A 24,681-nucleotide genomic window follows, 5' to 3' on the forward strand; every position below is an offset into this window, starting at 1 on the left:
CGCGGCCTGCCCGGCGGCGGGACCGGTGCCGTCGGCGGTCACCGACGGGCTCCGACGAACGCGGCGGCGACCGTGGCCGCGACGGTCGCCGCGGCGACCGCCGCGTGCCGCCACATCGACGGCAGGTCCCGGGTCGTGACCACCGGGTCCGGTGGTAGCCCGTAGGCCTCCGGTTCGTCGAGCAGCAGGAAGAACGCGCCATCGCCGCCGACGCCGTCGTCGGGGTCGCGGCCGTAGAGCCGGGCGCCGTCCACACCCTGGGCCTGCAGCGTCGCCAGCCGCTCGTCGGCACGGGCACGCAGTTCCTCCAGCGGGCCGAACTGGATGGACTCGGTCGGGCACGCCGTCGCGCAGGCTGGGGCGAGGCCGGCGCCGAGCCGGTCCTGGCACATCGTGCACTTGAACGCGCGGCCGTCGCCCTCGCGCTGGTCGATGACGCCGTACGGGCAGGCGGGGATGCAGTAGCCGCAGCCGTTGCAGATGTCCTCCTGCACGAGCACGGTGCCGTGCTCGGTGCGGATCAGCGAGCCGGTCGGGCAGACGTCGAGACACGCGGCGTGGGTGCAGTGCTTGCACACGTCCGAGGACATGAGCCACCGCACCTCGGTGGCGTCGGCGCGGTGCTCACCGGCGTCGACGGAGCCGGGCAGGTCCATCGCCGGCATGCCCAGGTCGGTCTGGGCGGAACGGGTCGCGGGAACGCGTTGCTCGACGAACGCGACGTGCCGGTAGCTCGACGCCCCGAGTCCGCCGGTGTTGTCGTAGCCCATCCCGGCCGACTCGAGGACGTCGCCCCCGGCGCCCTGCGGGGTGACCCCGTCGGCGGGCAGCGCGTTCCACTCCTTGCACGCGACCTCGCACGCCTTGCACCCGATGCAGACGCTGGTGTCGGTGAAGAAGCCGACCCGGTCGGGGTGGTCCTCGGCGTAGCCGGCGTCGGCGGAGGGGTCCGCCAACGGGCCGTACCACGAGTTGCTCACTGGTCCTCCAACCCGGCGGCGCGCCGCCGGTCGGCGAGGTAGGCGACCAGGTCGGGCCCGCGCGGCCGTCGTCCGGGGCGGATGTCGCAGGTCGCGGCCTTGGTCTCCATGATGTGCACGTTCGGGTCGAGCGCGACCGAGAGGATCTCGTTGGCCGCGTCCCCGGTGGACAGTCCGTTCGGGCCCCAGTGCCAGGGCACGCCGATCTGGTGGATCACCGTCGTGCCACCGGAGCCGTCGCCGACCCGCAGCGGTTTCGCCCGCTCGGTGATCATCACCCGGCCCTCGACGGCCGACCGCGCGGTGACCACATGCGCCCAGTCGTTGTCCACCAGGCCACGCTCGGCGGCCAGCTCCGGGGACACCTCCAGGAACATCTGCGGGAACAGCTCGTTGAGGTGCGGCGTCCACCGGCTCATGCCGCCCGCGGTGTGGTGTTCGGTGACGCGGAACGTCGTGAACACGTACGGGAAGTGGTCCCCGGGCGGGTTGTAGGTGTTGTCCGGGCGCGGGAACTGCTGACGCGCCGGGTTGGCCCGGTGCCGGGGGTAGAGCACGTTGGGCACGGGGGACTCCTGCGGCTCGTAGTGCGCCGGCATCGGCCCGTCGAGCAGCCCGGCCGGGGCGTAGAGCCATGCCCGCCCATCGCCCTGCATCACGAACGGCTCGTTGCCGGCGATCGACTCGGCACCGCGTGAGTGCTCGGCAGGGACGTGGTCCGGCGGTGTGCTCACCGGGAAGTCCGGCACGTCCGGCCCGGTCCAGCGCTCCCCGTCCCACCACAGGAGCTTCTTGCGCTCGCTCCAGGGCTTCCCGTCCGGGTCCGCCGAGGCCCGGTTGTAGAGCACCCGGCGGTTCATCGGCCACGCCCAGCCCCACTCGGCGGCCACGAGGTCCTGCTCGCGTCCCGGCCTGCGGCGCGCAGCCCGGTTGACCTCCTCGGCGTAGACCCCCGTGTAGATCCAACAGCCGCCCGCCGTCGACCCGTCGGCCTTCATGTCCAGGTAGGACGACAGGGCGCGGCCGTCGGCGTCGGTGCCGTTGATCTCCCGCAGCACCGCGTCGGCACTCGGCTCGGCGATCCCGGTCGGTCCGACCTCGACCGGGTAGTCCCAGGTCAGGTCCTGCAGCGGGCGGTCGCGCCGGTCCGTGGACCCGGCCAGACGCTCCTTGAGGCGCAACCCGAGCTGGTGGTAGAACCACAGCTCGCTGCGACAGTCCCCCGGCGGTTCGACGGCCTTGTGGTGCCACTGCAGCAGTCGCTGGGTGTTGGTGAAGGTGCCGTCCTTCTCGGTGTGGTTGGCCGCGGGGAGGAAGAACACCTCGGTACCGATGTCCTCGGTGCGCATCTCCCCGGTCTCGACCTCCGGGCCGTCCTTCCAGAACGTGGCGGTCTCGATCATGTTGAGGTCGCGCACCACCAGCCATTCCAGCTTCGCCAGCCCGAGGCGCTGCTGCTTGGCGTTCGCGGTGCCCACGGCGGGGTTCTCCCCCATCACGAAATAGCCCGGCACCTCGCCGCGGGCCTGCGCCATCACCGTCCGGAACGACGAGTGATCGCCGGTGAGGCGTGGGAGGTGGTCGAAGCAGAAGCCGTTGTCGGCCGTGGCGGCGTCGCCGAACCAGGCCTTCAGCAGGCTCACCAGGTACGTGTCCATGTGGCCCCAGTAGCCCTTGTCGCCCGAGTTCGACTCGATGAACGTCGCGAGGTCCTGCTCGCGGTGGGCGTGCGGCATCGGGATGTAGCCCGGCAGCATGTCGTACAGCGTCGGGATGTCGGTGGAGCCCTGGATGGAGGCGTGGCCGCGCAACGCGAGGATCCCGCCGCCCGGCCGCCCGATGTTGCCGAGCAGCGACTGCAGGATGGAGGCGGCCCGGATGTACTGCACGCCCACCGTGTGGTGGGTCCAGCCGACGGCGTAGGCGAACGCCGAGGTCCGCTCCCGCCCGGAGTTGCGGGTGAGCGCGTCGGCGACCGCCCGGAAGTTCTCCGGGGAGATCCCGCAGACCTGCTCGACCATCTCCGGGGTGTAGCGGGCGTAGTGGCGGCGCAGCACCTGGAACACGCAGCGCGGGTGCTGCAGCGTGTCGTCACGGGTCGGGGTCGCGGAGAACGGGGCGCCGCCGGACCCGGAGATCTCGGCGTGCTCGTGCTCCTGCACCATCGCCCGCTCGTCGCGCAGCCCGGCACTGGCCTCGACATCGGCGTCCTCGTACTGCCAGGAGTGCACGTCGTAGGTGCCGGTCGCCGGGTCGAACCCGGAGAACACTCCGTCGAGGTCCTCGGTGTCGCGGAACTCCTCGGACACGAGCATCGGTGCGTTGGTGTAGGCCTTCACGTACTCCTCGAAGTACGCCCCGGTCTCCAGGACGTGCCGGATCAGCCCGCCGAGGAACGCGATGTCGGTGCCGGCGCGCAACGGCACGTGCACATCCGCCACGGCCGAGGTGCGGGTGAACCGCGGATCGACGTGGATCACGGTCGCGCCGCGTCGCTTCGCCTCCATGACCCACTGGAAGCCCACCGGGTGGGCCTCGGCCATGTTCGAGCCCTGGATGACGATGCAGTCGGAGTTGACCAGGTCCTGCTGGTAGTTGGTGGCCCCACCACGGCCGAACGAGGTTCCCAGACCGGGAACCGTGGAGGAGTGTCAAATACGGGCCTGGTTCTCCACCTGGACCGCGCCGAGGGCGGTGTAAAGCTTCTTCATGAGGTAGTTCTCCTCGTTGTCGAGGGTCGCTCCTCCGAGACTCGCGATGCCCATGGTGCGGTGCAGGTGCCGGCCCTCCTCGTCGACGTCCTGCCACGTCCGCTCACGGGTCTCCACGACCCGATCGACGATCATGTCCAGCGCTGTGTCGAGGTCGAGGTCCTCCCACTCGGTGCCGTGCGGGCGCCGATAGCGCACCGTGGTGACCCGCTGCGGGGAGGTGACCAGCGACAGCGTCGAGGAGCCCTTGGGACAGAGCCGTCCGCGGCTGATCGGTGAGTCCGGGTCACCCTCGACGTGGGTGACCCGCCCGCCGCGGGTGAAGACGTTCTGCCCGCACCCGACCGCGCAGAACGGGCAGATCGACTTGGTGACGCCGTCGGCCTCGACGGTCCGGGCGACCGTGCGGTCGGTGCCCGCCGATCGGGACGCCACGCCCCGGCCGAGCGGGTCGGTGCCGGTCAGCTGCCGGGCGACCGGCCAGGACTCGATCCACTCACGCATTCCCACACCCGCCCGTGTGCCCGGTCACCACCGCCCCAAACCCCCGCCGGTCCGACGGGTGGGTCCCCGGGTGTCCCGGGCGGACGTCCGCTCCGGCCGCCGGGTGATCGACGTCGAGGGAGGCGCTGGTCGACACCAGCCGGGCGTCGGTCGTCCCGTGCCGCCCGGTGCCCGCGGACACGACCCCATGCCGGGTTTCGCGCGGTCGGCCCCGGGGAGGCGCCACCCCATGACAGGACCGGCTCATGACGACGGCCCGGACGGGGAGACGGCGGGTCGCGAATGGCTGGTGGTGGGGCTGCTCGCCGACCCCGACCTCGCCGAGGACGTCGCTCGCGACATCGCGCCGCGGCTGCAGGACGAGCTGCCCGGCGAGGTGGCGGGGCGGGCGGTCGGCTGGACCGTCGTCACCGGCCGGGACGCGTTCGAGTCACTCGGCAGCCCGGACACCGACCTGATCGACAAGGCCCGCGAGCGGGTCGCCGACACCGGCTGGGACCTCGCCGTCTGCCTCACCGACGTGCCGCTGCGTTCCGGCGGGCGGACGGTCGTGGCCGATGTCGCCGACGACTGCGTCGCCGTCGTGTCGCTGCCCGCACTCGGCTCACTGCGGCTGCGCGACCGCGCCCGGCGCGCCGTCGGCGACGCGGTGACGACGATGGCCGCCCAACATCTCGACCCCGGGTCCGGCTCCACCGGCACCGTGCCCGCCCGCCGGGGCGGCGCGCTGCGCCTGCTGGTTCGGTGTGCTCTACCCGAGTATCTGGACGCTCGCGGCCTCGATGCCCGGCTGGCGGCTCGCGGTGGCCCTGGCCGGCGCAGTAATGGTGCACGGGGGCTGGCTGGTCGTCGGGCACGGCCTGTGGGAGCGCCGCGGCGACCCGCGCCGGCGCGACCGGCCCAGCACCGGGCTGCGGAACTCGGCGACCGTGGTCACCGTGGTGCTCGGCGTCGCCGCCTACACCGCCGTCCTGTTCGCGCTCGCGCTGGCCGCGCTCCTGGTGATCGTGACCCCCGACTACCTCGGACAGGAGATCGGGCACCGGGCCGGGTTCGGCGACTACCTGGCCACCGCGCTGATGGCGACCGTCGTCGGCACCGTGGCCGGCGCGATCGGGTCCGGGCTCGAGGACGGCGCCGCAGTGCGACGGGCCGCGTACCGGACGCGCACCGCCAAACGGATCCGGGACGGATGACGGTCATCGGAATCATCCTGTCGCTCCCGGGTAGGAGGGCCCCGCCGCAGGAACCGGCGGCGACCCGAGTGGCCAGGAGGTCGACACGTGTTCCGACACACCGAGCTGCTGCAGTGCGAGGCGAAGCCGGACGGTCCGGACCCCACCCGTCGTCGTGTCGGCGCGCCCCACCGCGTTCCGGCGCCACGCATGCGTCCGGGCGTGCCGGGTAGGCGGAGGGCCCCGACCGGAGGTCCGTGTGCTCACCGCTCTCGTCGCCGCAGGTCTGGAGAAGGCCGGCGAGCTGACGATGCCCGCCGCCGAACCGGCTGCGTGGCCCGACCTGCACGTCCACCGCGATCCGGTCCTGCTGTTCGGCGGTTTCGGCACCACAGCCCCGTTCCTGCGCCCGCTCGCGGGCTGGCTGCGCGCCCGCGGCCATCCCGTGGTCGCGGCCGCCGTCGGTGCCGGGTTGGGGTGCGGGCGCGCCACCACCGACCGACTGGAGCTACAGCTCGCCGAACTCGCCGACGCGACCGGGCGACCGGTGCGCCTGGTCGGACACAGCCGCGGCGGGCAGTTCGCCCGCGCCCTCGCCCACCGCCGTCCGGAACTCGTGTCCGGCCTGATCACGGTCGGAACGCCGTTCCGCCTCGTCGGGCTGCGCGCGCCGATGCTCGTCACCGTCGCCGCGCTGACCAGCGTCGGGACCGCCGGCCTCACGGGGGTCGCCCGAACCGCATGCCTCGTGGGACGGTGCTGCCGCGGGTTCCGCGACGCCCAACGCGCACCGGTACCCGCGACGGTGCCGTTCACCTGCATCTACAGCCGTGGTGACCGGGTCGCCCCGCCGCGCGTATGCACCGATCCGCAGGCGGTGAACATGGAGGTTCCGGGTGGACACACCGGGCTCCTGATCGGGGCCCACGCCCGGGAGGCGATCGCCGAGGCCCTCGACCGCGACACCGCACACGACGACTCCGGGACCACCCGGCACACGGAGAGGTGCCCGCTATGACCGTGCCCCCCGATACCGAGGCTGTCCTCGCCGAGCTGCGCGATGCAGCGGCCGGGTTGGTGTCCGCCCGCCACATCACCGACCTCGACGACGCGCTGCGCGGCATCGTCACCGCCGCGGTCGCGACCGTGCCCGGCGCCGAGGGCGGCGGCATCTCCCGCACCCACGGGCGGCGGGTCACGTCGCACCATCCCAGCACTCCCCGAATCGCTCGGCTCGACACCACGCAGAGCCGGCTCGGCGAGGGACCCTGCGTGGACGCCGCCGACCGTCCCCCTGCCTCCGGCGTGGTGCACGCCGACGACCTCGCGGGCCCCGACGCGGCGCGCTGGCCGCGGTTCGCACCGCGAGCCACGCGGCTGGGCTACCGCTCGATCGTGTCGACCGGACTGGCTCACCGGACCGGCCCACACACAGCGCTCAACCTCTACGCCCAGAACCCGCATGCTTTCGGCGACACCGCCCACGCCGTCGCCGGGCTCTTCGCGGTGCAGGCCGCGATGCTCCTGCACGGCGCCGAGCACACCGCCTACCTGCAGCGGGCGCTGGAGAGCCGCGACATCATCGGCCGGGCGAAGGGCGTGCTCATCGAGCGCTTCGGGCTCGACGACGACGCCGCGTTCCGCCGCCTGGTCACCAGCTCGCAGGAGACCAACATGAAGCTGGCCGACGTGGCGCGGTGGGTCGTCGAGGACGCCGTGGCCCGGCGTCAGGAGCGGGGCAGTTCGTCGGCGTAGGGCACCGGATGGTCCGCACCCTGGTCGAGGAACGTCTCGTTCAGGACCTGGGCGATCACGTCGTGCTCCAGCGCGGACATCGGGTGCTCCCCGCGCAGCAGCGCGGACAGACCGTCCGGCCCTCGGGTGCCGCCGAGGGCCAGGTAGTTCGACCACAGGGTGCCGTCGTCGAGGCCGGACAGTTCCAGGCCGAGCAGCAGCGCGCGTAGCGACTCGTCGTGCCGCGCGGGGTCCAGGATGCGTCGCGGGTTCACCCGTCACGGCTACCCGCTCGCGAGCGGTCCTGCACGGATGGGGCGGCGGGGCGATTCCGGACGATTCGCCCGGCCGGGGCCGGGTACCTCCGCACGGAGACGGAGAAAGGGGTGCCATGACGTCGATCGGACAGGCGGTGGACGGCTTCCGCGGGCTGCCCGACGTCGCGGGGCGGTCCGCGTCGACCCGGCGTGAGCTTCGGGAGGCGTTGCGGACCGTCGACCTGCTCGACGACACCCACACCTGGAGCGTGCACGACGACGTCGACGGTGACGGGGTCCTCGTCGACGCCGACGGCCGGGAGGTCCGGACGTGGTGTGAGGAGTACCCCTACACCGAGCGGATGCCGCGCGAGGATTACGAGCGCACCAAACGCGCCCTGCAGATCGAGCTGCTGAAGCTCCAGTCATGGGTGAAGGACTCCGGCGCCCGGGTCGTCGTGCTGTTCGAGGGCCGCGACGCCGCCGGCAAGGGCGGCACCATCCAGCGCTTCACCGAGCACCTCGACCCGCGCGGCGCCCGGGTCGTCGCCCTCGACAAGCCGACGCCCACCGAGCAGGGGCAGTGGTACTTCCAACGGTACCTGGAGCAGTTGCCCACAGCCGGGGAGATCGTGCTGTTCGACCGGTCCTGGTACAACCGGGCCGTCGTCGAGCGGGTCATGGGTTTCTGCACCGACGACGAGTACGAGCGCTTCGTACGCGAGGTCCCCGGCCTGGAGCGCTCGCTGGTCGAGGACGGCATCCATCTCCTGAAGCTGTGGTTCTCCGTGTCGCGCGCCGAGCAGCGCACCCGGTTCGTGATCCGGGTGCTGGACCCGTTGCGCCAGTGGAAGCTCAGCCCGGTCGACCCCGCCGGAATGGCGCGGTGGGAGGACTACACCGCGGCCAAGGAGGCGATGTTCGAGCGCACCCACACCGAGCACGCGCCGTGGACGATCGTCGACTCCGACGACAAGCGCCGCGGGCGGATCGAGGCGATGCGCTGCCTGCTCTCCGGGCTCGACTACCCGGCGAAGGACGTCGCCGTCGTCGCCACACCGGACCCGCTGGTCGTCGGACACCCGGCGACCGGGAACCGCCCCTGACCCCGGTGCGCGGCGGTCACCCCGCGGCGCGGCGCGGCGCGCGTTCTCAGGACGGCCCGAGCACGTCGTCGCGACGCAGCACGGCGTCCGCCAGTCGGCGACAGTCTCGCCACGGCGGTCCGCCGCCTCGCGCAGCAGCACGTGCGCCCGCTCCGGGGGAGGTCGTGCTGCTGGGCCGACCACCCCACGGCCTGCTCGATGCGGGCGCGGCGGTCCACCGCCCGCTGCGGCTGCTCGGCCGGCATGCCGCCCTCGTCGGGCACGCACTGCTGCATGTCCTGCTCCTTCCACGCCCCACGCTGCGGCCGGCAGGTGCGCCGCCGGCCCACGGTGGCACACCGGGGCGATCGCCCGCGGTCGTCGGTCGGTCCCTGCGTCCGGCGGTTCCAGCCGGGCAGGGAGCCTGCGGTCGGCGAGGGCCCGGGCGAGGGCGTCGACGGTGGTGCCGTCGGCGAAGGCCCGGGCGCGCATCAGCAGCAGGGCCTCCTCCGGTGGGAGGTCCAGGGCGTAGGCGGACACGCCGTGCTCGCGGGCGGCAGCGACGAACGCGGGCCACCGCGGGTCGAGGCCCAGGTCGGGAACCAGGACCGGACGGCCGCTACGCAGCGCGTCGACGCAGGGACCCTTCCCCGTGGTCAGCTGCACGTCCTCGGGCCGGCGCCGTTCGAGGGCGCGGCGGCGAGCACCTCGGCGCGCAGGGATCGGTAGCGCTCCGGGTTCACCGGCCGGCTCCTGAGGCGGACACCGCCACGCGCCGTCGTTGCCCATACCGCCGGCTCAGCACGCCTGATTCCCGTCGTCGTTCCACGCTCGTTCCCGGGGCGGCTGCGTTACTGAACCGGTGACGACGAGAGTCCCGTCCGCGCGACGGGCGCGGCGCGTTTCCGGCCGCGGTGTGGCCGGGCCTACGGCGGCGGGTACCGGGTAGGCGCTTGTCATGACCGCTCCGCCCGGGCTGCGTCCCGACGGCGGTGCCTCCTCGGACGCCTGCGACGCAGACGTCGGCACGTCCGGCGAGGACGCAGCGGCCACTCACGGCGTCGCCCCGCTCGACCTCGCCGACGACGACCTGCGCCGCGAGATGACCCACCTGCACACAACCCGCCACGACACCGTCCTCGGTGGGACCGAGGACGCGTTGCAGGTCCACACCACCCGGATGCTCGCGCTGGAAGCGGAATTCCTGCGCCGCCTCCCGGATGAGGCCGCCCCGGATCCGCGCCGCACGCGCGCCGGGAGCCGCTGAGCACCGGACGCGGGCCGCGGGGGCCACCCCTCGCGGCCCGCGCCACTCCAGCCAGACCTCGGTGTCGTCGGGCGGGTCGAAGTTCAGCTCGGGATGGTCGTGGTCGTCCGCCATCGGGACATGGAGTGGCCGTGCGGGTCACGCCGAGCGGGCCGGCTGCGGCTCGGGTCTCGGCCGAACGCTCCCGGCGGAGGCGAGGAACGGGCGCAGCGCCGCGGCCATCTCGGCGCCGTGCGTCAGCGGCGCCATGTGCGCCGCCGAGGCGACGTCGGCGACCTCGGCCGCCGCGGCGGAGGCGGCGAGCCGGACGAGCCAGTCGGCCGAGCAGATCCCGTCGCGAACGCCGCGCAGCAGCAGTACCGGCCCACCGAACCCGCCGACCGCATCGGACAACGGGTGGCGCCGCGTGGCCTCCAGCGCGCGAACGAAGCTGACCATGCCGCTGTAGGTGTAGTCGCGCACCAGCTGCGGCACCTGCCCCGGGCGCTCGGCCACCACGTTGCGCAGCCACCCCCGCACCAACGCAGCCCAGCTCCCGGCACGCGGGTCCGCGGTCGGGCCCACCAACACCAGGGCAGGCACCCGACCCGGGGCGGAACGAGCCACCTCGGCGACGACCTGACAGCTCGCCGAGTGGCCGAGCAGCACGGCGGATCCGATCCCGAGGTCGTCCATCCGCCGCAGCAGCCGCCGCGCCGACGACCGCGGGTCCAGCGGCGCCCGCGGCGAGGCGGGCACCCCGTAGGCGGGCAGCGCCAGCGCCGTCGCCGGGAACGGCAGACCCAGGCACGACAGCGTCGGCTCCCACCCGCGGACCGACAGGCCGAGCCCCGGAACGGCCACGGCCCCGACCTGGCCGAACCGGGCGCCGTCGGGTAGCGGCAGCACCTCCGGCGGACAGATCCGCGCCGGCAGCCTCATCGGTCCCCTCCCCCGACTCCGCGGTTCTGCCGGGGACCGACCGTGGCCCACACCGTCTGGTCCCGCAACCGGCGCACGACACCCCAGCTGGCCACCGAGTCGACGATGGCCGGCCCGCGTCCGCCGAATCCACCCAGCCGCGACCGGCCGACCGTCGGTGATGCCTGCGGAAGCCCGTCATCGACCTCCACGCGCACCTGGACAGGTCGGCGATGCACGTAGATGCGGACGATGTCCACCCCACCCCCCGTGATCATGAGCGTTGGCGATGAGTGCGGTGACGACCAGTTCGGCGTCGATACCCAGGCGCCGATCGACACCACGCAGCTGATCGCGGAGCCAGCCCGGGACAACCGTCACCCGCGACGGGGTGCACCCGTCCAGGGCTGACCGAGGCCGACGCGGCGCTCCACCCCGCCAAGCGCGCGGGCCGCAACCGGGTGGAGTGCGCCTGACCGGCGCCGGCGGACATCCGCCGGGAACGTCACCTCCGCCCGGTGACGGAGGTGATGGCGACCTCGACGGTCGGGTACCAGGTGAGCGCAGCCAACCTCCGCTGCGCGGCGGGCGACAGGAAACGCAGGTCGAAGGTCCCGGCCACGGCGAAGCCGATCCGACGACGGCTACAGGCATGAAGCGCGTGCGCGAGCGCCTCGGGGCCACCTCGGCTGATCGTGTCCGACGCCGACACGTCGATGACGACGATGTCGAGCCGTCGGTGACCGGCCCGGGCCATCTCGATCTCCGCATCGAGGAGGCGCAACAACCGGCCACCGGAGGCCGAGTCGAGATGGCCCCGTGTCCGGATGACCGTCGTGCCGTCATGAGGGTGGGTCACGAACGGTCGCTCCGCGCCCGGTCGGGGCGGTGAGGTACGACCGCCGTGGGTCACAGATCCGAGATTCTCCATGGTCGGCTCCCAGCACAGGTCCGTCGCGCGCGGAGCGCTCCGGGCGGAACGGCGAGCTTGTACTCGACCCGGTGCCGTGCAGCTACCCGAATCGTCGCGGCCCACACCTCACGGCACGAGCCCAGGACCATCCGGGTTCCGCCCGGCCGCAACCCGGTACGTCTGGATCGCGCCCACCGCGACCTGATCGCCGCAGACCGGCGCACCGCGACCGTCGCCGAGATCGCCACGAGGTGGGTTCCGGTGACCCGTCGCGGTTCGCGGCCTACTACCGCGCCGCACACGTGGTGCCACCGAGCCGCACCCTGCGCGAACGTAGCCGAGGCCCGGAACCCGATCCTCCATGTCCGTCCCCGTGCGACTTCTCGCCCGCCGCGCCGCCTCGGCAGCGGCCACCACCGGAACAGTGACCACGGACCCCACCGTCGTCACCTCCGACGACAAGGCCGACCAGCGGCCGGCCGAGCCCGGCGGCGACCGCGACGGTATCCCGTTGCCATGGAGCCAGGAAGGCGCTGGGGCCGCCCCGCTGCACCACCGGTTCCTGCCGCGCCCCGGCACCTCGACCGGCGCCCGGTGACCGGATGCACCGCCGTTCTCGGCGATACTCCCCGCTGTCGCGGGTACAGGACGACGATGTGGACCAGGAGCCGGAAGCCCACGGGGAGCGAGCCCGTCAGCACGCCGCCCGGTCGGTCCGACGCCCGCGCCTGCGGTGCCCGGGCGGCACGAGACCGCCTCTCGCGTCGGTACAACGCCGGCCTGCATCGGAGCGCGACCCGGGATCACGACATGGACCGTCCTCCGGCTGTGGTGCGACGGTCCGGTCCGCCGCGTTCGGGATGTCTGCCGGAACCGACCTCGGCCGCAGGGACCCGGCGGTAGGCGACGATGGAAGACAAGCCGAATCCCGGCCGCAGGACGTACTGGGGCGCGCGATATACCCGCAGCTGGTTCACGATGCTCGTCGGGGCACCCCTGGCGGTTGGCATCTACCTGTCGATCCTGCAGAACACGTCGGCATGGCTGGTGCTCGCGCCGATCACCGTGGTGATCATCGCAGCGCTGTGGCTGGTGCCGGTGGCGGTCGTCTCCGACAGGGGCATCCGGTTCGTACTGTCGGGCACGGCCCTGCCCTGGTGCCGGGTGGCAGCGGTACTCGACCCACGTCCCGGGGACGAGGTGGTGCGGCTCGAGCTGATCGACGGGCGCGTCGTCAGGGTGCCTGGCGTGCCGCCGAGCGCAGCACCCTACCTCCGGACGCTGCGCTCCGGTGGGTCCTGAGCGCACGCGCCGCCACCCGCCGTCCGCTCCGCGTCGCGGTGCGGACTCGTACCGCCCGCAGCTCCGGAACACGCAGGGCTGCTGACGCGCCCTGCGCACGTGGTCAGGCAGTCGCCGGGCGTGGAGCAGCCCGCCCGGCGCCGTAAGTGAGGCGGCGCAGCAGGGCCTCGGCCGGCCCCCGCCGGCCCGCGCGATCCAGAGCAGCGGCGACGACCACGGTGGCCATCCAGGTGGCGACGGCGACCGCGGCAGCCGCGGCGGCGCCGAGCCGGCCGCCGAGGTCGAGCAACGCCGGCTCGGTGGCGACGAACCAGACCGGCGACTGCGCGATGTAGAACGTCATCGACCGGCGACCGCAGGCGACCAACGCGTTCGTGACCGGTCCGCGCCGCCGGCCGAGGCGGTCCGCCACGAGCGCGATCGCGGCCGTGAAGGCCAGCCCCCCGGCGATACCGGTCGCCGCGAACGTCGCCTCGGCCAGCACACCGGCCACGACCGAGTCCGGGGCCCACACACCCACCGCCTGCAGCGCGACCGGCTGCGCGCCCAGCACCGCCACCGGGAAACCGACCAGCACGATCCTGGTCAGGAGACGCCGGTAGCGGTCGGGTTGCTCGAGCAGCCGCATCCGGCCGGCCCAGACCCCGATCAGTACCGCGGGCGCGACGCTCACCCCGGCGAGGGGCAGCACCACGAGGGCAGACGTGCGCAGCACCGCGCTGTCGAGCAGGGTCGCCCCGACGGCCAGCGGAGCGTCCGCGGCGAACTGTTGCAGGGCAGTAGCAGACGCGACCCCGAACACGAGCGTGACCACGAACACCGTCCACAGCCGACGGCCCGACCAGGTCACCACACCGGCGAACAGCAGGGCGAACACGCCGTAGGAACCGATGATGTCACCGCTGTAGAGCAGGACGACGTGGGCGATGCCGAACACGACCAGCCAGGCACCGCGCCGGCGGATCAGCCGCCGCGCGTTCGCGGGGTCCCCGCCCGGGCCGGTCTGGCGCCGGGTCATCTGTACGAGGCCGTAGCCGAACAGGAGCCCGAACAGGGGCGCGGCCCGCCCGTCGACGACGGAGGTCAGGAGCCACTGCACGGCGACGTCCACCGGGCCGCCACCGGCAGGCCTGGCGAGCAGGTTCCCGCCCGCGTGCAGCATCCGGGAGTGGGCGAGGGCGATGAGCAGCAGCATCACCCCCCGCGCCAGATCCGGCGCCAGGAGGCGCTCCGAATCCGGTGTCGGGGAGACCCCACCGACCGCGGTCCGACGGGTTCGCGACATGGGACGCACGGTATTGATCTCATCCGATTCTGCGCATCGTTCCGGCGGAGGACCACGCCCCTACGAAGGGAGGAACGTCGTTCGCTCTTCGACCCACCTGTCATCGGCACACCGGGCCGGGTCCCGGTGCCGCGGTCCGTTCGAGCGTCGGGACGAAGGTCGGGGTGGTGGCCGGCCATGCCGGGGAGGCACGGGCCCGTTCGGGTCGCCGGTGCGGGCGAAGGCGGCCCAGTAGGCGATCATCTGCACGTCCAGCTGTTGCCGGCCGGTGCCGGTGTGGACGGTTGGCCGGGGAGGGCAAGGGTGCATACGACGTCGGAGCCGTGGGCCGCGGTCGGGCGGGACACCGTCTCACCGCTCAAGGTGGGTGCTGGGGATCGGAGAACAGGTAGGTCGAGACAGGTGCGGTACGGGCGTAGTCACGCTCCAGGCCGCCGTGGTCGACCAGGCCACGGAGTAGGAACACACCGGATCTCAGCCGACCCGCTCGCGGGTGTGAACTCGTGTCCAATCCGATGGCGTAGCGGGTGCTGCCGGCCAGCCCGAGCGCAGCGCTGAGAGAGACCCAGTTCGGATCGCGCATGGCCCCTCCATCTCGCGTCCCTCCTGCGGTACCGCGTCAGCGTTCGACTGAGCGCCACGGCGGACCTCCGGGCAGAGAGCCCTCGCCCACGCGAGCCGTCGAGCACAGCCCGACACGGCATGCACCATGCCCGCCGAGGTCCGGTGGGCACCACCTCGAGGGGGGTGTCCACGCCGTGCTGGCCGACTTCACCCTGCCGCCGCCCGGGCTGAACGGACCTACCCGAGCGGAGGCTCCACACCGGTCGTCTGCTCGATGGCCTCCACGAAGCGGCCACGCAGTTCAGATGACGTAGGCCTCGTGTGTCTCGGGCGCGAAGAGCTCAGCGGGGGCGAGCTGGCGGCCGGTCAGGCCCTGCTCGTATGCATAGCGAAGGAAAACGTCCAGCGTCCGGCGGTTCGCATCGAGGCCGTAGGGCCAGAAGTCCCGGCCCAGCAGCGTTCGGGTCCGCTCGACCTCGTCGTAGAGCCAGGGGACGGCGTAGGGGTTCGCCGCCGTTTCCGCCATGCGCGCCATCGAGAGCGACTTGGCCTGCTCGAACGCACTGAGCAGGGAACCGGCCAGCCAGGGCCGCGCCTCGTAGACGTCCCGCCGCAGGACCACGGTGTGCATGATCGGGAAGATCCCGGTGTCCCGGGCGTACTGCTCCTCGACCGCGCGGGGGTCGGCGAACAGGCGTCGCACCTCGGGCCGGCCCTCGAGCACCGGGCGTGGCGTGCGGGGTGCGTAGAGCGCGTCGATCTCACCGGTGACGAGCATGTCCACCAGCGTCCGGTCCGGAGCGATGGGTGCCACGTCGATCTCCGGCGGCAGGTCCAGGGCCTGCTTCTCGACCCGGCCCGGCGAGTGCATGCCACCGGTCCGGTACCGCACCGACGCCACCGGGACATCGTGCCGGTCGGCCAGGATCCCGCGGATCCACACCACGGCCGTCAGCTGGTACTCGGGCACGCCGACCGTGCGGCCGACCAGGTCCGACGGGTTCTCGATCCCACTGTCGCCGTTCACGTAGATGCCGTGGTGCCGAAACGATCGCGAGGGGAACGCCGGGATCGCGATCAGACCGCCGGCGTCCGGTGCGGCCGCGACTGCGGTCGCATAGGACCCCAGTGACATCTCTGCTGCGTCGAACTCCCGGTGCCGGAGCATCCTGAAGAAGGTCTCCTCGACCGGGAGGCTCAGATAGGTGAGGTCGACGCCGTCGGGCCGGACGGTGCCGTCGGCCAGCGCGCGGGTCCGGTCGTAGTCCCAGCAGGCCAGGGTGAGCGGGACGCGGCTCATCGGGGACCTCCGGGTCCGGGGCGCCCCGCGGCGCGTCGCCCGCTCGTCTCGCAGGTCATGTCTTCCTCGCAGATCATGTGCAGCTCCTTCGGGGGGCGGATCCGGGTCGGGCTCGTCGCCGTCGTTCGTGCGACTGCCGGAGTCGGTGAGCACCGCCGGGAGGGCGGGTCAACGACCGCACCGACGGAGCATCGCGTTGACCAGCGGAATGCCGACGTACACCGCCAGCGGGACGAGCACCATGCTGGTGACCAGGGACTGGGCGAGCACCGGCAACGTCGTCACGACCGGGCCGGCGGTGGCGGTGAACACCAAAGAGAACGGGAACAAGCCGGCCCAGACCACCACGGCCGTCCGCCACCGGGGCGGCGCACCGGAAGGCTGCGCCCGGCCGACGGTGACCGGGGCCGGTGCCCCGTCGGTGAGCAGGTCGGCGGCAGCCAGGCACCGGGCCCGCGAGGCGCTCGCCTCCCAGACGGCGAGCGTGGCCGCGCTGTCGAAGACCAACGCGACCGTGACGGCACCGTCGTCGTGGCGCTCGACCTGCGAGTCCAGGTGGCCGAGGACGCGGGAAGCCTCGGCGCCGAGCTCCGCCGCCCAGGCGTGGAGCTGCTCGTGACGCCCGGGCAGAGGCCGGCGGGTGGCCGACACCGTCACCGGGAGCCGCAGCGTCTCCGACACGGCGGACTCAGCGGGCTGCCGGGGGCAGCAGCCCGGGCGGCAGCCCGTACACTTGGTCCTGGACGACGTCCACGATCGCCGGTCCGTCCTGGGCCAGGGCCTTCTCCAGCGCCGGGCCGAGCTCGTCGTCGGCCGTCACCCGTACGCCGTAACCGCCCAGGGACCGGGCGAATTCGGCCAGGTCGGGATTGCCGTAGAAGACCCCGAGATAGCGCCCGGCATGCGCCGCCCGCTGCCGGTCGCGGGTGTTGCCGTAGGCGCTGTTGTTCATCACGACGTTGACGACCGGGATCGACTCCCGGACACAGGTCTCGAAGTCCTGGGCGACCATCCAGAAGCTGCCGTCCCCGCTGACCGCGACCACGCGCTGGCCGGGGCGGGCCAGCGCCAGCCCCATCGCGGCGGGAAGGCCCCACGCCATCGCCCCGCCCGCAGAGCCGAAGAACGACCCGGGGCGGTGCAGGTGCAGGTAGCGGTGGCTCCACGGGCCGAAGCTGGGCGCGTCCTGCACGAGCAGGACGCCGTCGGTGTCGGCGATCCCTTGCAGGGCGGACACCGCGGCCACACTGCTCACGCCCCCGGCGGGATCGTCGTCGGCCAGCGCGGGCGAGGAGAGGGAGGACGCCCGTTCGTACGACTCCCGCAGAGCACTGCGGCGATCGGCGCGGCGCGCGGCCAGGTCCGGTGCAGTCCCGTCCACAGCCTCGGTCAGCGCCCGGGCGGCGAGCGCGGCGTCGGCCACGATGCCCACCTCCGGCAGGTACACCCGCCCGAGCTCCTCCGGGTCGACGTCGACGTGGACCAGCCGGGTGTCCGACGACACCAGGGTCCACCGCTTGGTCGTGAACTCGGAGGACCGGCAGCCCAGCGCGACCAGTACGTCGGCGTCGCGGACCACGTCCTCGGTCACCGAGTGCGCGCCGTAGCCCAGCGCACCGAGGAACGCGGGATGGTCGTGCGGGACGGAGCCCTGCCGCAGCCATGTCGTGAGCAGCGGAGCTCCGAGCCGGTCGGCGAGCTCGAGCACGGCGGCCGGGTCCCCGCCACCACCACCGCCGACCAGCACCACGGGGCGCTCCGCGTCGCGCAGGAGCGCGACCGCGTCCCGCACCGCCGCGGGAGCCGGGCCCGGCGGGTGGTTCCGTGAGCGCACGGCCGGGCGGACAGCGTCGTCCACGACGTCCTGCAACACGTCCAGCGGCAGCGACACCACGACAGGTCCCGGGCGGCCACCGACGGCCGTGCGGACGGCACGTTGCAGCAGCTCCGGTACCCGTTCCGCCTGATGGATCTCGACGGCCCACTTGCTCATCGGCCGGAACGTGGCGACGACGTCGGACTCCTCGAACGCGCGGCGCTCCACGACCCCGGCAGACACCTGCCCGACCAGCAGCACCAGCGGCACCGACTCGTCGTAGGCGTTCTGCACGGCGATCGCGGCGTTGGCCGCTCCAGGGCCACGGGAGACGAGACAGACCCCGACCCCCGCACCGGACCGGGACACACCATCGGCCAGGAACCCCGCCACCTGCTCGTGACGGGTCGAGACGAACCGGACGGCCTGCTGGCGGGCCAGACTGTCGATCAGGTCCATGACCGTCGTCCCCGGCACCCCGGCGACCAGGTCGACCCCCTCTGCAGCCAGGCACTCGACGACGAGGTCCGCCCCCGTCCGAGCCGTGGCCCCGTCCTCGATCTCCATGGATCCCCCTGTCGCCGGGCTTCCCGTGTGTATTGACACAGTCGTGAGTTTGGCAGAAAGTCCTTCTGCATCACAGAGGAAGTTTCCTTCCTGCGGCGAACAACCTCGAAGGGCGGGACCGTGCCGTCCCGGTCGCCGCGCGACCCACCGTCGGCGGGAGAGCCGTGTCCATCCACGTCATCGGCGTCGTGGCCCTCGTACTCGTGTTCATCGTGGGCACAGTCCGACCGGTCAACATCGGCGCACTCGCACTGATCGCGACATTCCTCGTCGGCACCCTCGTCGTCGGCGAGAGCCCCGACGAGGCGATCGCGGGATTCCCCCCCGATCTGTTCGTCCTGCTGGTCGGGGTGACCTACCTGTTCGGCCTGGCCGCGGTGAACGGGACCCTGGAGTGGCTGGTCGATCGAGCCATCGGGCTGGTGGGCGACCGCCCCGTCCTGGTCCCGTGGCTGATCTTCGCCTTCTCCGCGATCCCGACCACGGCAGGCGCACTCGGCCCGGCAGGCGTCGCCATGCTGGCCCCGCTGTGCATGCGCCTGGGTGAGCGCTACGGGATCGACCGCCGGATGGCGGCGTTGATGGTCATGCACGGCTCGTGCCTCGGGAACTTCTCGCCGCTCAACGGCCTTGCGGTCATCGTCCGCCAGACCGCCGAGAACAACGGACTCCAGGTCTCCGCCGCCGAACTCTTCCTCGGCAACGCGGCGTACAACATCATGCTGGCCGTCGTGATCTACCTCTGCTTCGGCGGTCGTGACCTGCTGCGCCGGCGTCACGAGCAGGCGACGAGCGTCGCTGCGCTCGTCCGCGCGGGCAGCGCCGGGACGCATGTGGCCGATGGCGATGCGACGAGCAGCGCGGTCGACGCCGGGCACGGCGGGGCGGCCTCGGGCACGACCTCCACGAGGCCGTCCTTGGACGTCCCGGATCGCACCCGGCTGCGCCTGGACCAGATGGTGACGATCGTCGTCATCGTCGCCGTCGCCGTCGGTGCCCTCGTCCTCGACCTGGAGATCGGGTTCCTGGCCCTGATCGCGGCGGCGCTGCTGCACCTGACGTTCCCGTCCCGTTTCCAGCTGGCCGACAAGCGGATCGTGTGGTCGGTGGTGCTGCTCATCTGCGGCATCGTGACCTTCGTCGGGGCACTGCAGCGCTACGGCACGGTCGACGTGATCGGCGGCGGGATCGCCGCGCTGGGTGCGCCGCTGCTCACCGCGTACCTGCTCTGCCTGGTGGGCGCGTTCACGTCCGCGTTCGGCTCCAGCGCCGGCCTGCTGGGAGTCCTCATCCCGCTCGCGGTGCCGTTCCTCGTCCAGGGCGAGGTCGGTGTGACCGGAATGATCATCGCGCTGTCGATCTCCGCGACCGTCGTCGACTCCACCCCCTTCTCCTCGGTCGGAGCACTGACCCTGGCCACCGCGCCGGAGCAGGAGCGGCGGCCGTTGTTCCGCACGATGCTCGGCTGGGGCGCGGCGATGGTGGTGACGGCACCGGTGATCACGTGGCTCCTGTTCGTCCTGCCCACGAGCTGAGCCGACCCGGGGAGACACCTCCTCCTGCCGCACGTCGGCGACGACACGCCGCCGGCTCGTTCTTCCGGAAGGACTCACCCATGACCGTGTCCGACACCCCTCGCGCCGTCGTCGACGGCCGTTTCGAGGTTCTCCTGGGCGGTCGGCCGCTGGGCGGTACGGCCCGCTACGAGGTGGAGGACCCGACGACCGGCGGCATCCTGACCGACGCCCCGGACTGCTCGGTCGAGGAGGTGGACCGGATCGTGGTGGCCGCCGCCGGGGCACAGCGCGCCTGGGGATCGCTCCCGCCGAGGGCGCGCGCGGCGACGGTGCGCGAGTTCGCGGCTCTACTGCGGGCACACACCGACGAACTCGCCACCCTCGACGCGGTCGATGCCGGGTTCCCGCTGCCGGTCATGCGGGCCGACGTCGATGCGGCGGCGACCCTGCTCGAGATCATGGCCGACCACGCCCTGGCCCTGGGTGGGGCGACCTACCCGCTGTCGCAGAACCTGCACTACAGCCTGCAGGAACCCTACGGGGTGGTGGGCCGGATCGTCCCGTTCAACCATCCGCTGTTCTTCGCCGCCGGGAAGGTCGCCGCTCCCCTGGTCGCCGGTAACGCCGTCGTCCTCAAGGCTCCCGACCAGGCGCCGTTGTCCTCGCTCCGAATGGCCGAGCTCGCCGCCGAGGTGTTCGGGCCCGACCTGTGCGCCGTCGTGTCGGGTCGTGGCGCGGTCAGCGGACGGGCGCTGGTCAAACACTCCTTGATCCGCAGGATCGGCTTCATCGGGGCACCCGACACCGGGCGGCTCATCCAGCGCGAGGCCGCGGAGTCCGGCGTGAAGTACGTGACCCTGGAACTCGGCGGTAAGAACGCCCTGGTCGTCATGCCCGACGCCGACCTCGACGCGGCGGCGGCGAGCGCCGTCTCCGGGATGAACTTCACCGCCACCGCCGGACAGTCCTGCGGATCGACCAGCCGGCTGCTGCTGCACGAGTCGATCGCGGACGAGGTTCTGGCCTCCGTGGTCGAGCAGGTGCGCGCCGTCCGGGTCGGGCACCCGCTGACCGACGGGACCCAGATGGGCCCTGTGATCGACCGCAGGCAGTACGACAAGACGCTCGGTGCGATCCACGCCGCGACCGATGCCGGCGCCGAGGTGGTCGCCGGTGGCGGGCGCCCCGACACCGTCGGCGAGCAGGGCTGGTACGTCGCTCCGACCGTGCTCACCCACATGGCACCGGACAACCCCGCCGCCATGGAGGAGATCTTCGGCCCGGTGCTCTCGGTGCTCACGTTCGCCGAAGAGGCCGAAGCGGTCGAGATCGCCAACCGCACCGACTACGGCCTCACCGCCGGGGTGTGGACGAGCGATGTCACCCGCGCGCACCGGATGGCCGGGCGACTGCAGGCCGGCTACGTCTGGATCAACGGCAGCTCCCGCCACTACTGGGGACTCCCCTTCGGCGGGACGAAGTCCTCCGGCGTCGGGCGTGAGGAGTCCGTCGAGGAACTGCTGTCCTACAGCGAGACCAAGGCCGTGACAGTCGCTCTGCAGGGCTGAACCCGGTTGACGCACCCAGAGCAAGTTGCTCTACTGAACAGAGATGGACTCTTCTAAGCAGAACACGCACCGGGGCGGCCCACGGGCGCCCGAGGGGACGGATCGATGACCGACCAGACCGACGTTCTCGACGCCGTGCGTCGCGGGATGATCCCCGCGCACGTCTACAACGACCGGGAGATCTTCGAACTCGAGAAGGAGCGCGTCTTCTCCCGAGCGTGGGTCTTCGTCGGGCACGAGTCCGAGATCGCCCGGCCCGGCGACTACGTGGTCCGCAGGGTGCTGGAGGACTCGTTCATCGTCACCCGGGACGAGCAGGGCGAGATCCGCGCGCACTTCAACATGTGTCTGCACCGGGGCATGCAGGTCTGCCGCGCCGAGATGGGGAACGCCTCACACTTCCGCTGCCCCTATCACGGCTGGTCCTACCGCAACGACGGCCGGATCGTCGGCCTGCCGTTCCACCAGGACGCCTACGGCGGCGAGGCAGGCTTCAAGCGCAAGGGTCAGCGGCTGCTGCCGGCCCCGAACCTGGCCACCTACAACGGCATGATCTTCCTCAGCATGGACCCGCAGGCTCCTCCGCTGGAGGAGTTCCTCGGTGACTTCCGGTTCTACCTGGACTACTACACCAAGCAGAGCGCCAGCGGCATCGAGCTGCGCGGCCCGCAGCGGTGGCGGGTCAAGGCGAACTGGAAGATCGGCGCGGAGAACTTCGCCGGCGACATGTACCACACCCCGCAGACCCACACCTCGGTCGTGGAGATCGGCCTGTTCCGCGAGCCCAAGGCGGAGAAGCGCAAGGACGGCGCCACCTATTGGGCCGGGGCCGGCGGCGGGACGACCTACAAGCTCCCGCCGGGCACCCTGGACGAGCGGCTGCGCTACGTCGGCTACCCCCAGGAGATGGTCGACCGGATGACGCAGCAGTGGTCGCAGGATCAGCGTGATCTCGTCGGCACCGACGGCTTCATGATCAGCGCGGCGTCGATCTACCCGAACCTGTCGTTCGTGCACAACTGGCCCCGGGTGGCCGAGTCGGACGACGTGCTGCCGTTCATCTCGATCCGGCAGTGGCAGCCGATCAGTGAGGACGAGACCGAGGTGCTGTCCTGGTTCGCGGTCGACGCCGAGGCCCCGGAGGAGTTCAAGGCGTTGTCCTACAAGGCCTATCTGATGTGCTTCGGCTCGACCGGCATGTTCGAGCAGGACGACGTGGAGAACTGGGTCTCGCTCACCAACACCGCCGCCGGCTCGATGGCACGGCGGCTCCAGCTCAACAGCCGGATGGGGATCCTCGAGGACGACACCGAGGTCGTCCCCCAGCTGACGCCCGAGCAGTTCCACGGCCCGGGCTCGGCCCACACGGGCTACAGCGAGTACAACCAGCGGGCACTGCTGCATCGCTGGGCCGACGATCTGGCGACCCCACAGGCGACCGCCGGCACCCTGACCGTCGGTGAGCCTGAGGCGGTGACCCCGGCATGAACAACCCGACCACGACCGCACCGACCGGTCCCGGGACGCATTCGTCGCGGTCCGCCCTCGGCGGGCACGCCTCCCGCGTGCAGCGCACCGGGACCACCATCGGCTTCGGCGACGAGCGCCACCTGACGGCCCACCAGTGGCTGGTCGACGAGGCGTGGCTGCTCGACGCCCAGGCCTACAGCGAGTGGCTCGACCTGCTCACCGACGACATCCACTACCTGATGCCGGTACGGGTCACCACCGCCCTGGGCGCCGGTTACGACACCTCGCCGGGCATGGCCCACTTCGACGAGGACAAGTACTCGCTCTCGCGCCGGGTGGCCCGGTTCCTCACCGAGCACGCCTGGACCGAGGACCCCCCGTCGCGGCTGCGCCACCACCTGAGCAACGTGCGCACGTTCGCCGCCGACGACCCCGATCACCTGGTGGTGGAGTCGGCGACGCTGCTGTTCCGCAACCGGGGCGACGTCCGCGAGGGTTCGTTCGTCTCCGCCGGGCGCGAGGATCTGCTGCGCTCCACACCCGAGGGCTGGAAGCTGGCCCGCCGCACGATCCTGGTCGACGACTCGGTCATGCGGATGCAGAACCTGGCGATCTTCCTGTGACGCTGGGGTGGGAGGGCGAGCAGGCCGACGCGCGGGCCGCGCGCCGGGCCGCGTCCGAGCACGCCGAGCTGCTGGAGAACGCCGCCGGCGAGCCGATCACGGTGGCGAACGAGTTCGCCGAGGTCCGGGTGCGTCTGGTCCGCACCCGCAACGGGGCGCGGCTGCTGGTCGAGTCGCCCAAGTCCGGGCAGTGGGTCACCCTGTGCCCGCTCGAGCTCGAGTCGCTGACCTGGCAGAACACCGCCACGTTCTCCGCGATGATCGGCACCCCGTTCGCCCCGTTGATCCCCGACGAGGGCACACCGCCCGCACCGAGCGGGGTCGACTCGTGACCGGGTGGCTGGAGGGCAGGCGCGCCCTGGTCGTCGGGGCCGGGTCGGGCATCGGCCGCGCGGTCGTCGACGTGTTCCGGGCCGAGGGCGCCCGGGTCGCGGTCCTCGAACGGGACGCCGAGAAGTCGGCCGCCCTCGCGGCGGCCCGACCCGAGGTGCCGGTCACCGTCGGCGACGCGACGACCCGCCACGACAACGACCGTGCCGTCGCAGCCGCGGTGGAGGCCTTCGGTGGGCTGGACGTCCTGGTCAACTGCGTCGGGGTGTTCGACTTCTACCGCAGCATCACCGAGCTCGACGCCGACGTCCTGGACACCGCCTTCGACGAGATGTTCCGGACCAACGTCCTGAGCCACCTGCACTCGGTGAAGGCGGCGCTGGGTCACCTGCAGGAGTCCGGACGCGGGGTCGTGCTGCTCACCGAGTCGACCTCGTCCTACTCCCCCGGCCGCGGCGGGGTCCTCTACATGTCCTCCAAGTTCGCCGTCCGCGGACTGGTCACCGCCCTCGCCCACGACCTGGCGCCCGAGGTACGGGTCAACGGCGTCGCGCCCGGCGGCACGGTGGGCACCGACCTGCGCGGACTGCCGAGCCTGGGCACCGCCGACCGCAGCCTCGGTGACACCCCCGGCCGGGAGCAGGAGCTGGCCGCCCGGGTGCCGCTGCAGGTGGCGCTGTCCGGCGAGGACCACGCCTGGAGCTATGTCTTCCTCGCCTCCGAACGCGCGCGCGGCATCACCGGCGGCGTCGTGCACCCCGACGGCGGAACCGGCGTCTCCGCGCCGCGAAAGCGTTCGTGACGAACCCGACC

The 24,681-nt window shown here is 72.4% G+C and carries 22 protein-coding genes; 13 read left to right on the plus strand and 9 right to left on the minus strand.

The annotated features are described in order from the left end of the window. Nucleotides 1–38 precede the first annotated feature (38 nt). The gene (locus tag GTW08_RS23340) at nt 39–980 is read right to left on the minus strand and encodes a 4Fe-4S dicluster domain-containing protein (protein WP_073575160.1); all 942 of its coding nucleotides are present in this window, start codon (nt 978–980) and stop codon (nt 39–41) included. Then, a complete protein-coding gene (fdh, locus tag GTW08_RS23345) occupies nt 977–4,201 on the minus strand; it encodes a formate dehydrogenase (RefSeq protein ID WP_083658389.1) in 3,225 nt (1,074 codons plus the stop codon). Before fdh ends, GTW08_RS23340 begins: the two co-directional genes overlap by 4 nt. Before the next feature lie 740 nt (nt 4,202–4,941). On the opposite strand from fdh, the gene GTW08_RS23350 reads away from it, so the two are divergent. The 3 genes from GTW08_RS23350 to GTW08_RS23360 all read left to right on the plus strand — a co-directional run bounded on the left by GTW08_RS23350 (nt 4,942) and on the right by GTW08_RS23360 (nt 7,125). Beyond that, nucleotides 4,942–5,391, plus strand: coding sequence for a hypothetical protein (locus tag GTW08_RS23350; RefSeq protein ID WP_161152536.1), 450 nt, complete (start codon nt 4,942–4,944; stop codon nt 5,389–5,391). Between the two features lie 238 nt (nt 5,392–5,629). Then, nucleotides 5,630–6,388, plus strand: a complete 759-nt coding sequence (locus GTW08_RS23355) for an esterase/lipase family protein (RefSeq protein ID WP_073575162.1) — start codon at nt 5,630–5,632, stop codon at nt 6,386–6,388. Beyond that, complete coding sequence (locus tag GTW08_RS23360; RefSeq protein WP_083658394.1) at nt 6,385–7,125, plus strand: GAF and ANTAR domain-containing protein; 741 nt, start codon at nt 6,385–6,387, stop codon at nt 7,123–7,125. The genes GTW08_RS23355 and GTW08_RS23360 overlap by 4 nt, the downstream gene beginning before the upstream one ends. Here GTW08_RS23360 and GTW08_RS23365 read toward each other — a convergent pair. Further along, nucleotides 7,098–7,379: a hypothetical protein gene (locus tag GTW08_RS23365; protein ID WP_073575163.1), complete on the minus strand. Its 282-nt coding sequence runs from the start codon at nt 7,377–7,379 to the stop codon at nt 7,098–7,100. The genes GTW08_RS23360 and GTW08_RS23365 overlap by 28 nt on opposite strands. A 116-nt stretch (nt 7,380–7,495) precedes the next feature. Here GTW08_RS23365 and ppk2 point away from each other — a divergent pair, with 116 nt between their 5' ends. Beyond that, the gene (ppk2, locus tag GTW08_RS23370) at nt 7,496–8,467 is read left to right on the plus strand and encodes a polyphosphate kinase 2 (protein ID WP_083658396.1); all 972 of its coding nucleotides are present in this window, start codon (nt 7,496–7,498) and stop codon (nt 8,465–8,467) included. A 937-nt stretch (nt 8,468–9,404) separates the two neighbouring features. After that, nucleotides 9,405–9,713 (plus strand): DUF6158 family protein, encoded by a 309-nt coding sequence (locus tag GTW08_RS31190; protein WP_073575165.1) that lies wholly within the window; start codon nt 9,405–9,407, stop codon nt 9,711–9,713. A gap of 138 nt (nt 9,714–9,851) precedes the next feature. On the opposite strand, the gene GTW08_RS23375 is transcribed toward GTW08_RS31190, so the two are convergent. Continuing rightward, nucleotides 9,852–10,634, minus strand: a complete 783-nt coding sequence (locus GTW08_RS23375; protein WP_161152537.1) for an alpha/beta fold hydrolase — start codon at nt 10,632–10,634, stop codon at nt 9,852–9,854. A gap of 484 nt (nt 10,635–11,118) precedes the next feature. Continuing rightward, a complete protein-coding gene (locus tag GTW08_RS23380; protein ID WP_073575167.1) occupies nt 11,119–11,472 on the minus strand; it encodes an STAS domain-containing protein in 354 nt (117 codons plus the stop codon). 478 nt (nt 11,473–11,950) lie between these two features. On the opposite strand from GTW08_RS23380, the gene GTW08_RS23385 reads away from it, so the two are divergent. Beyond that, nucleotides 11,951–12,124 (plus strand): hypothetical protein, encoded by a 174-nt coding sequence (locus GTW08_RS23385; protein WP_157818245.1) that lies wholly within the window; start codon nt 11,951–11,953, stop codon nt 12,122–12,124. 311 nt (nt 12,125–12,435) lie between these two features. Continuing rightward, a complete protein-coding gene (locus GTW08_RS23390; protein WP_139282766.1) occupies nt 12,436–12,828 on the plus strand; it encodes a hypothetical protein in 393 nt (130 codons plus the stop codon). A gap of 103 nt (nt 12,829–12,931) precedes the next feature. On the opposite strand, the gene GTW08_RS23395 is transcribed toward GTW08_RS23390, so the two are convergent. The 4 genes from GTW08_RS23395 to GTW08_RS23410 all read right to left on the minus strand — a co-directional run bounded on the left by GTW08_RS23395 (nt 12,932) and on the right by GTW08_RS23410 (nt 18,360). After that, on the minus strand, nt 12,932–14,113 hold the full coding sequence (locus GTW08_RS23395) for a DUF418 domain-containing protein (protein WP_073575169.1): 1,182 nt from the start codon (nt 14,111–14,113) through the stop codon (nt 12,932–12,934). Between the two features lie 865 nt (nt 14,114–14,978). Further along, nucleotides 14,979–15,977 (minus strand): 4,5-dihydroxyphthalate decarboxylase, encoded by a 999-nt coding sequence (locus GTW08_RS23400; protein WP_073575170.1) that lies wholly within the window; start codon nt 15,975–15,977, stop codon nt 14,979–14,981. 168 nt (nt 15,978–16,145) lie between these two features. Next, the gene (locus GTW08_RS23405; RefSeq protein ID WP_073575171.1) at nt 16,146–16,658 is read right to left on the minus strand and encodes a hypothetical protein; all 513 of its coding nucleotides are present in this window, start codon (nt 16,656–16,658) and stop codon (nt 16,146–16,148) included. A gap of 7 nt (nt 16,659–16,665) precedes the next feature. Next, nucleotides 16,666–18,360 (minus strand): thiamine pyrophosphate-binding protein, encoded by a 1,695-nt coding sequence (locus GTW08_RS23410; protein WP_161152538.1) that lies wholly within the window; start codon nt 18,358–18,360, stop codon nt 16,666–16,668. A gap of 164 nt (nt 18,361–18,524) precedes the next feature. Here GTW08_RS23410 and GTW08_RS23415 point away from each other — a divergent pair, with 164 nt between their 5' ends. The 6 genes from GTW08_RS23415 (at nt 18,525) to hcaB (ending at nt 24,670) form a co-directional block, all read left to right on the plus strand. After that, nucleotides 18,525–19,895, plus strand: a complete 1,371-nt coding sequence (locus GTW08_RS23415; RefSeq protein ID WP_073575173.1) for an SLC13 family permease — start codon at nt 18,525–18,527, stop codon at nt 19,893–19,895. An 80-nt stretch (nt 19,896–19,975) separates the two neighbouring features. Beyond that, nucleotides 19,976–21,445 carry an aldehyde dehydrogenase family protein gene (locus GTW08_RS23420; RefSeq protein WP_073575174.1) on the plus strand — a complete coding sequence of 490 codons (1,470 nt, stop codon included), beginning with the start codon at nt 19,976–19,978 and terminating at the stop codon, nt 21,443–21,445. A gap of 105 nt (nt 21,446–21,550) precedes the next feature. After that, nucleotides 21,551–22,933: a Rieske 2Fe-2S domain-containing protein gene (locus GTW08_RS23425; protein WP_073575175.1), complete on the plus strand. Its 1,383-nt coding sequence runs from the start codon at nt 21,551–21,553 to the stop codon at nt 22,931–22,933. Continuing rightward, on the plus strand, nt 22,930–23,538 hold the full coding sequence (locus GTW08_RS23430; protein ID WP_073575176.1) for a 3-phenylpropionate/cinnamic acid dioxygenase subunit beta: 609 nt from the start codon (nt 22,930–22,932) through the stop codon (nt 23,536–23,538). Before GTW08_RS23425 ends, GTW08_RS23430 begins: the two co-directional genes overlap by 4 nt. After that, nucleotides 23,535–23,870, plus strand: coding sequence for a hypothetical protein (locus tag GTW08_RS23435; protein ID WP_073575177.1), 336 nt, complete (start codon nt 23,535–23,537; stop codon nt 23,868–23,870). Before GTW08_RS23430 ends, GTW08_RS23435 begins: the two co-directional genes overlap by 4 nt. Then, nucleotides 23,867–24,670 (plus strand): 3-(cis-5,6-dihydroxycyclohexa-1,3-dien-1-yl)propanoate dehydrogenase, encoded by an 804-nt coding sequence (hcaB, locus tag GTW08_RS23440; protein WP_073575178.1) that lies wholly within the window; start codon nt 23,867–23,869, stop codon nt 24,668–24,670. The genes GTW08_RS23435 and hcaB overlap by 4 nt, the downstream gene beginning before the upstream one ends. Nucleotides 24,671–24,681: the final 11 nt, after the last annotated feature.

The sequence above is a fragment of the Pseudonocardia sp. SID8383 genome (assembly GCF_009864975.1).
GTDB classification, from domain to species: Bacteria; Actinomycetota; Actinomycetes; order Mycobacteriales; family Pseudonocardiaceae; genus Pseudonocardia; species Pseudonocardia alni.

What these genes read in the sequence shown, in the direction of transcription:
- GTW08_RS23360 (WP_083658394.1), top strand. Translation starts at nt 6,385, where the DNA reads ATGACCGTGCCCCCCGATACCGAGGCTGTCCTCGCCGAGCTGCGCGAT.
- ppk2 (WP_083658396.1), top strand. Translation starts at nt 7,496, where the DNA reads ATGACGTCGATCGGACAGGCGGTGGACGGCTTCCGCGGGCTGCCCGAC.
- GTW08_RS31190 (WP_073575165.1), top strand. Translation starts at nt 9,405, where the DNA reads ATGACCGCTCCGCCCGGGCTGCGTCCCGACGGCGGTGCCTCCTCGGAC.
- GTW08_RS23375 (WP_161152537.1), bottom strand. Translation starts at nt 10,634, where the DNA reads ATGAGGCTGCCGGCGCGGATCTGTCCGCCGGAGGTGCTGCCGCTACCC.
- GTW08_RS23390 (WP_139282766.1), top strand. Translation starts at nt 12,436, where the DNA reads ATGGAAGACAAGCCGAATCCCGGCCGCAGGACGTACTGGGGCGCGCGA.
- GTW08_RS23395 (WP_073575169.1), bottom strand. Translation starts at nt 14,113, where the DNA reads ATGTCGCGAACCCGTCGGACCGCGGTCGGTGGGGTCTCCCCGACACCG.
- GTW08_RS23400 (WP_073575170.1), bottom strand. Translation starts at nt 15,977, where the DNA reads ATGAGCCGCGTCCCGCTCACCCTGGCCTGCTGGGACTACGACCGGACC.
- GTW08_RS23410 (WP_161152538.1), bottom strand. Translation starts at nt 18,360, where the DNA reads ATGGAGATCGAGGACGGGGCCACGGCTCGGACGGGGGCGGACCTCGTC.
- GTW08_RS23420 (WP_073575174.1), top strand. Translation starts at nt 19,976, where the DNA reads ATGACCGTGTCCGACACCCCTCGCGCCGTCGTCGACGGCCGTTTCGAG.
- GTW08_RS23425 (WP_073575175.1), top strand. Translation starts at nt 21,551, where the DNA reads ATGACCGACCAGACCGACGTTCTCGACGCCGTGCGTCGCGGGATGATC.
- GTW08_RS23430 (WP_073575176.1), top strand. Translation starts at nt 22,930, where the DNA reads ATGAACAACCCGACCACGACCGCACCGACCGGTCCCGGGACGCATTCG.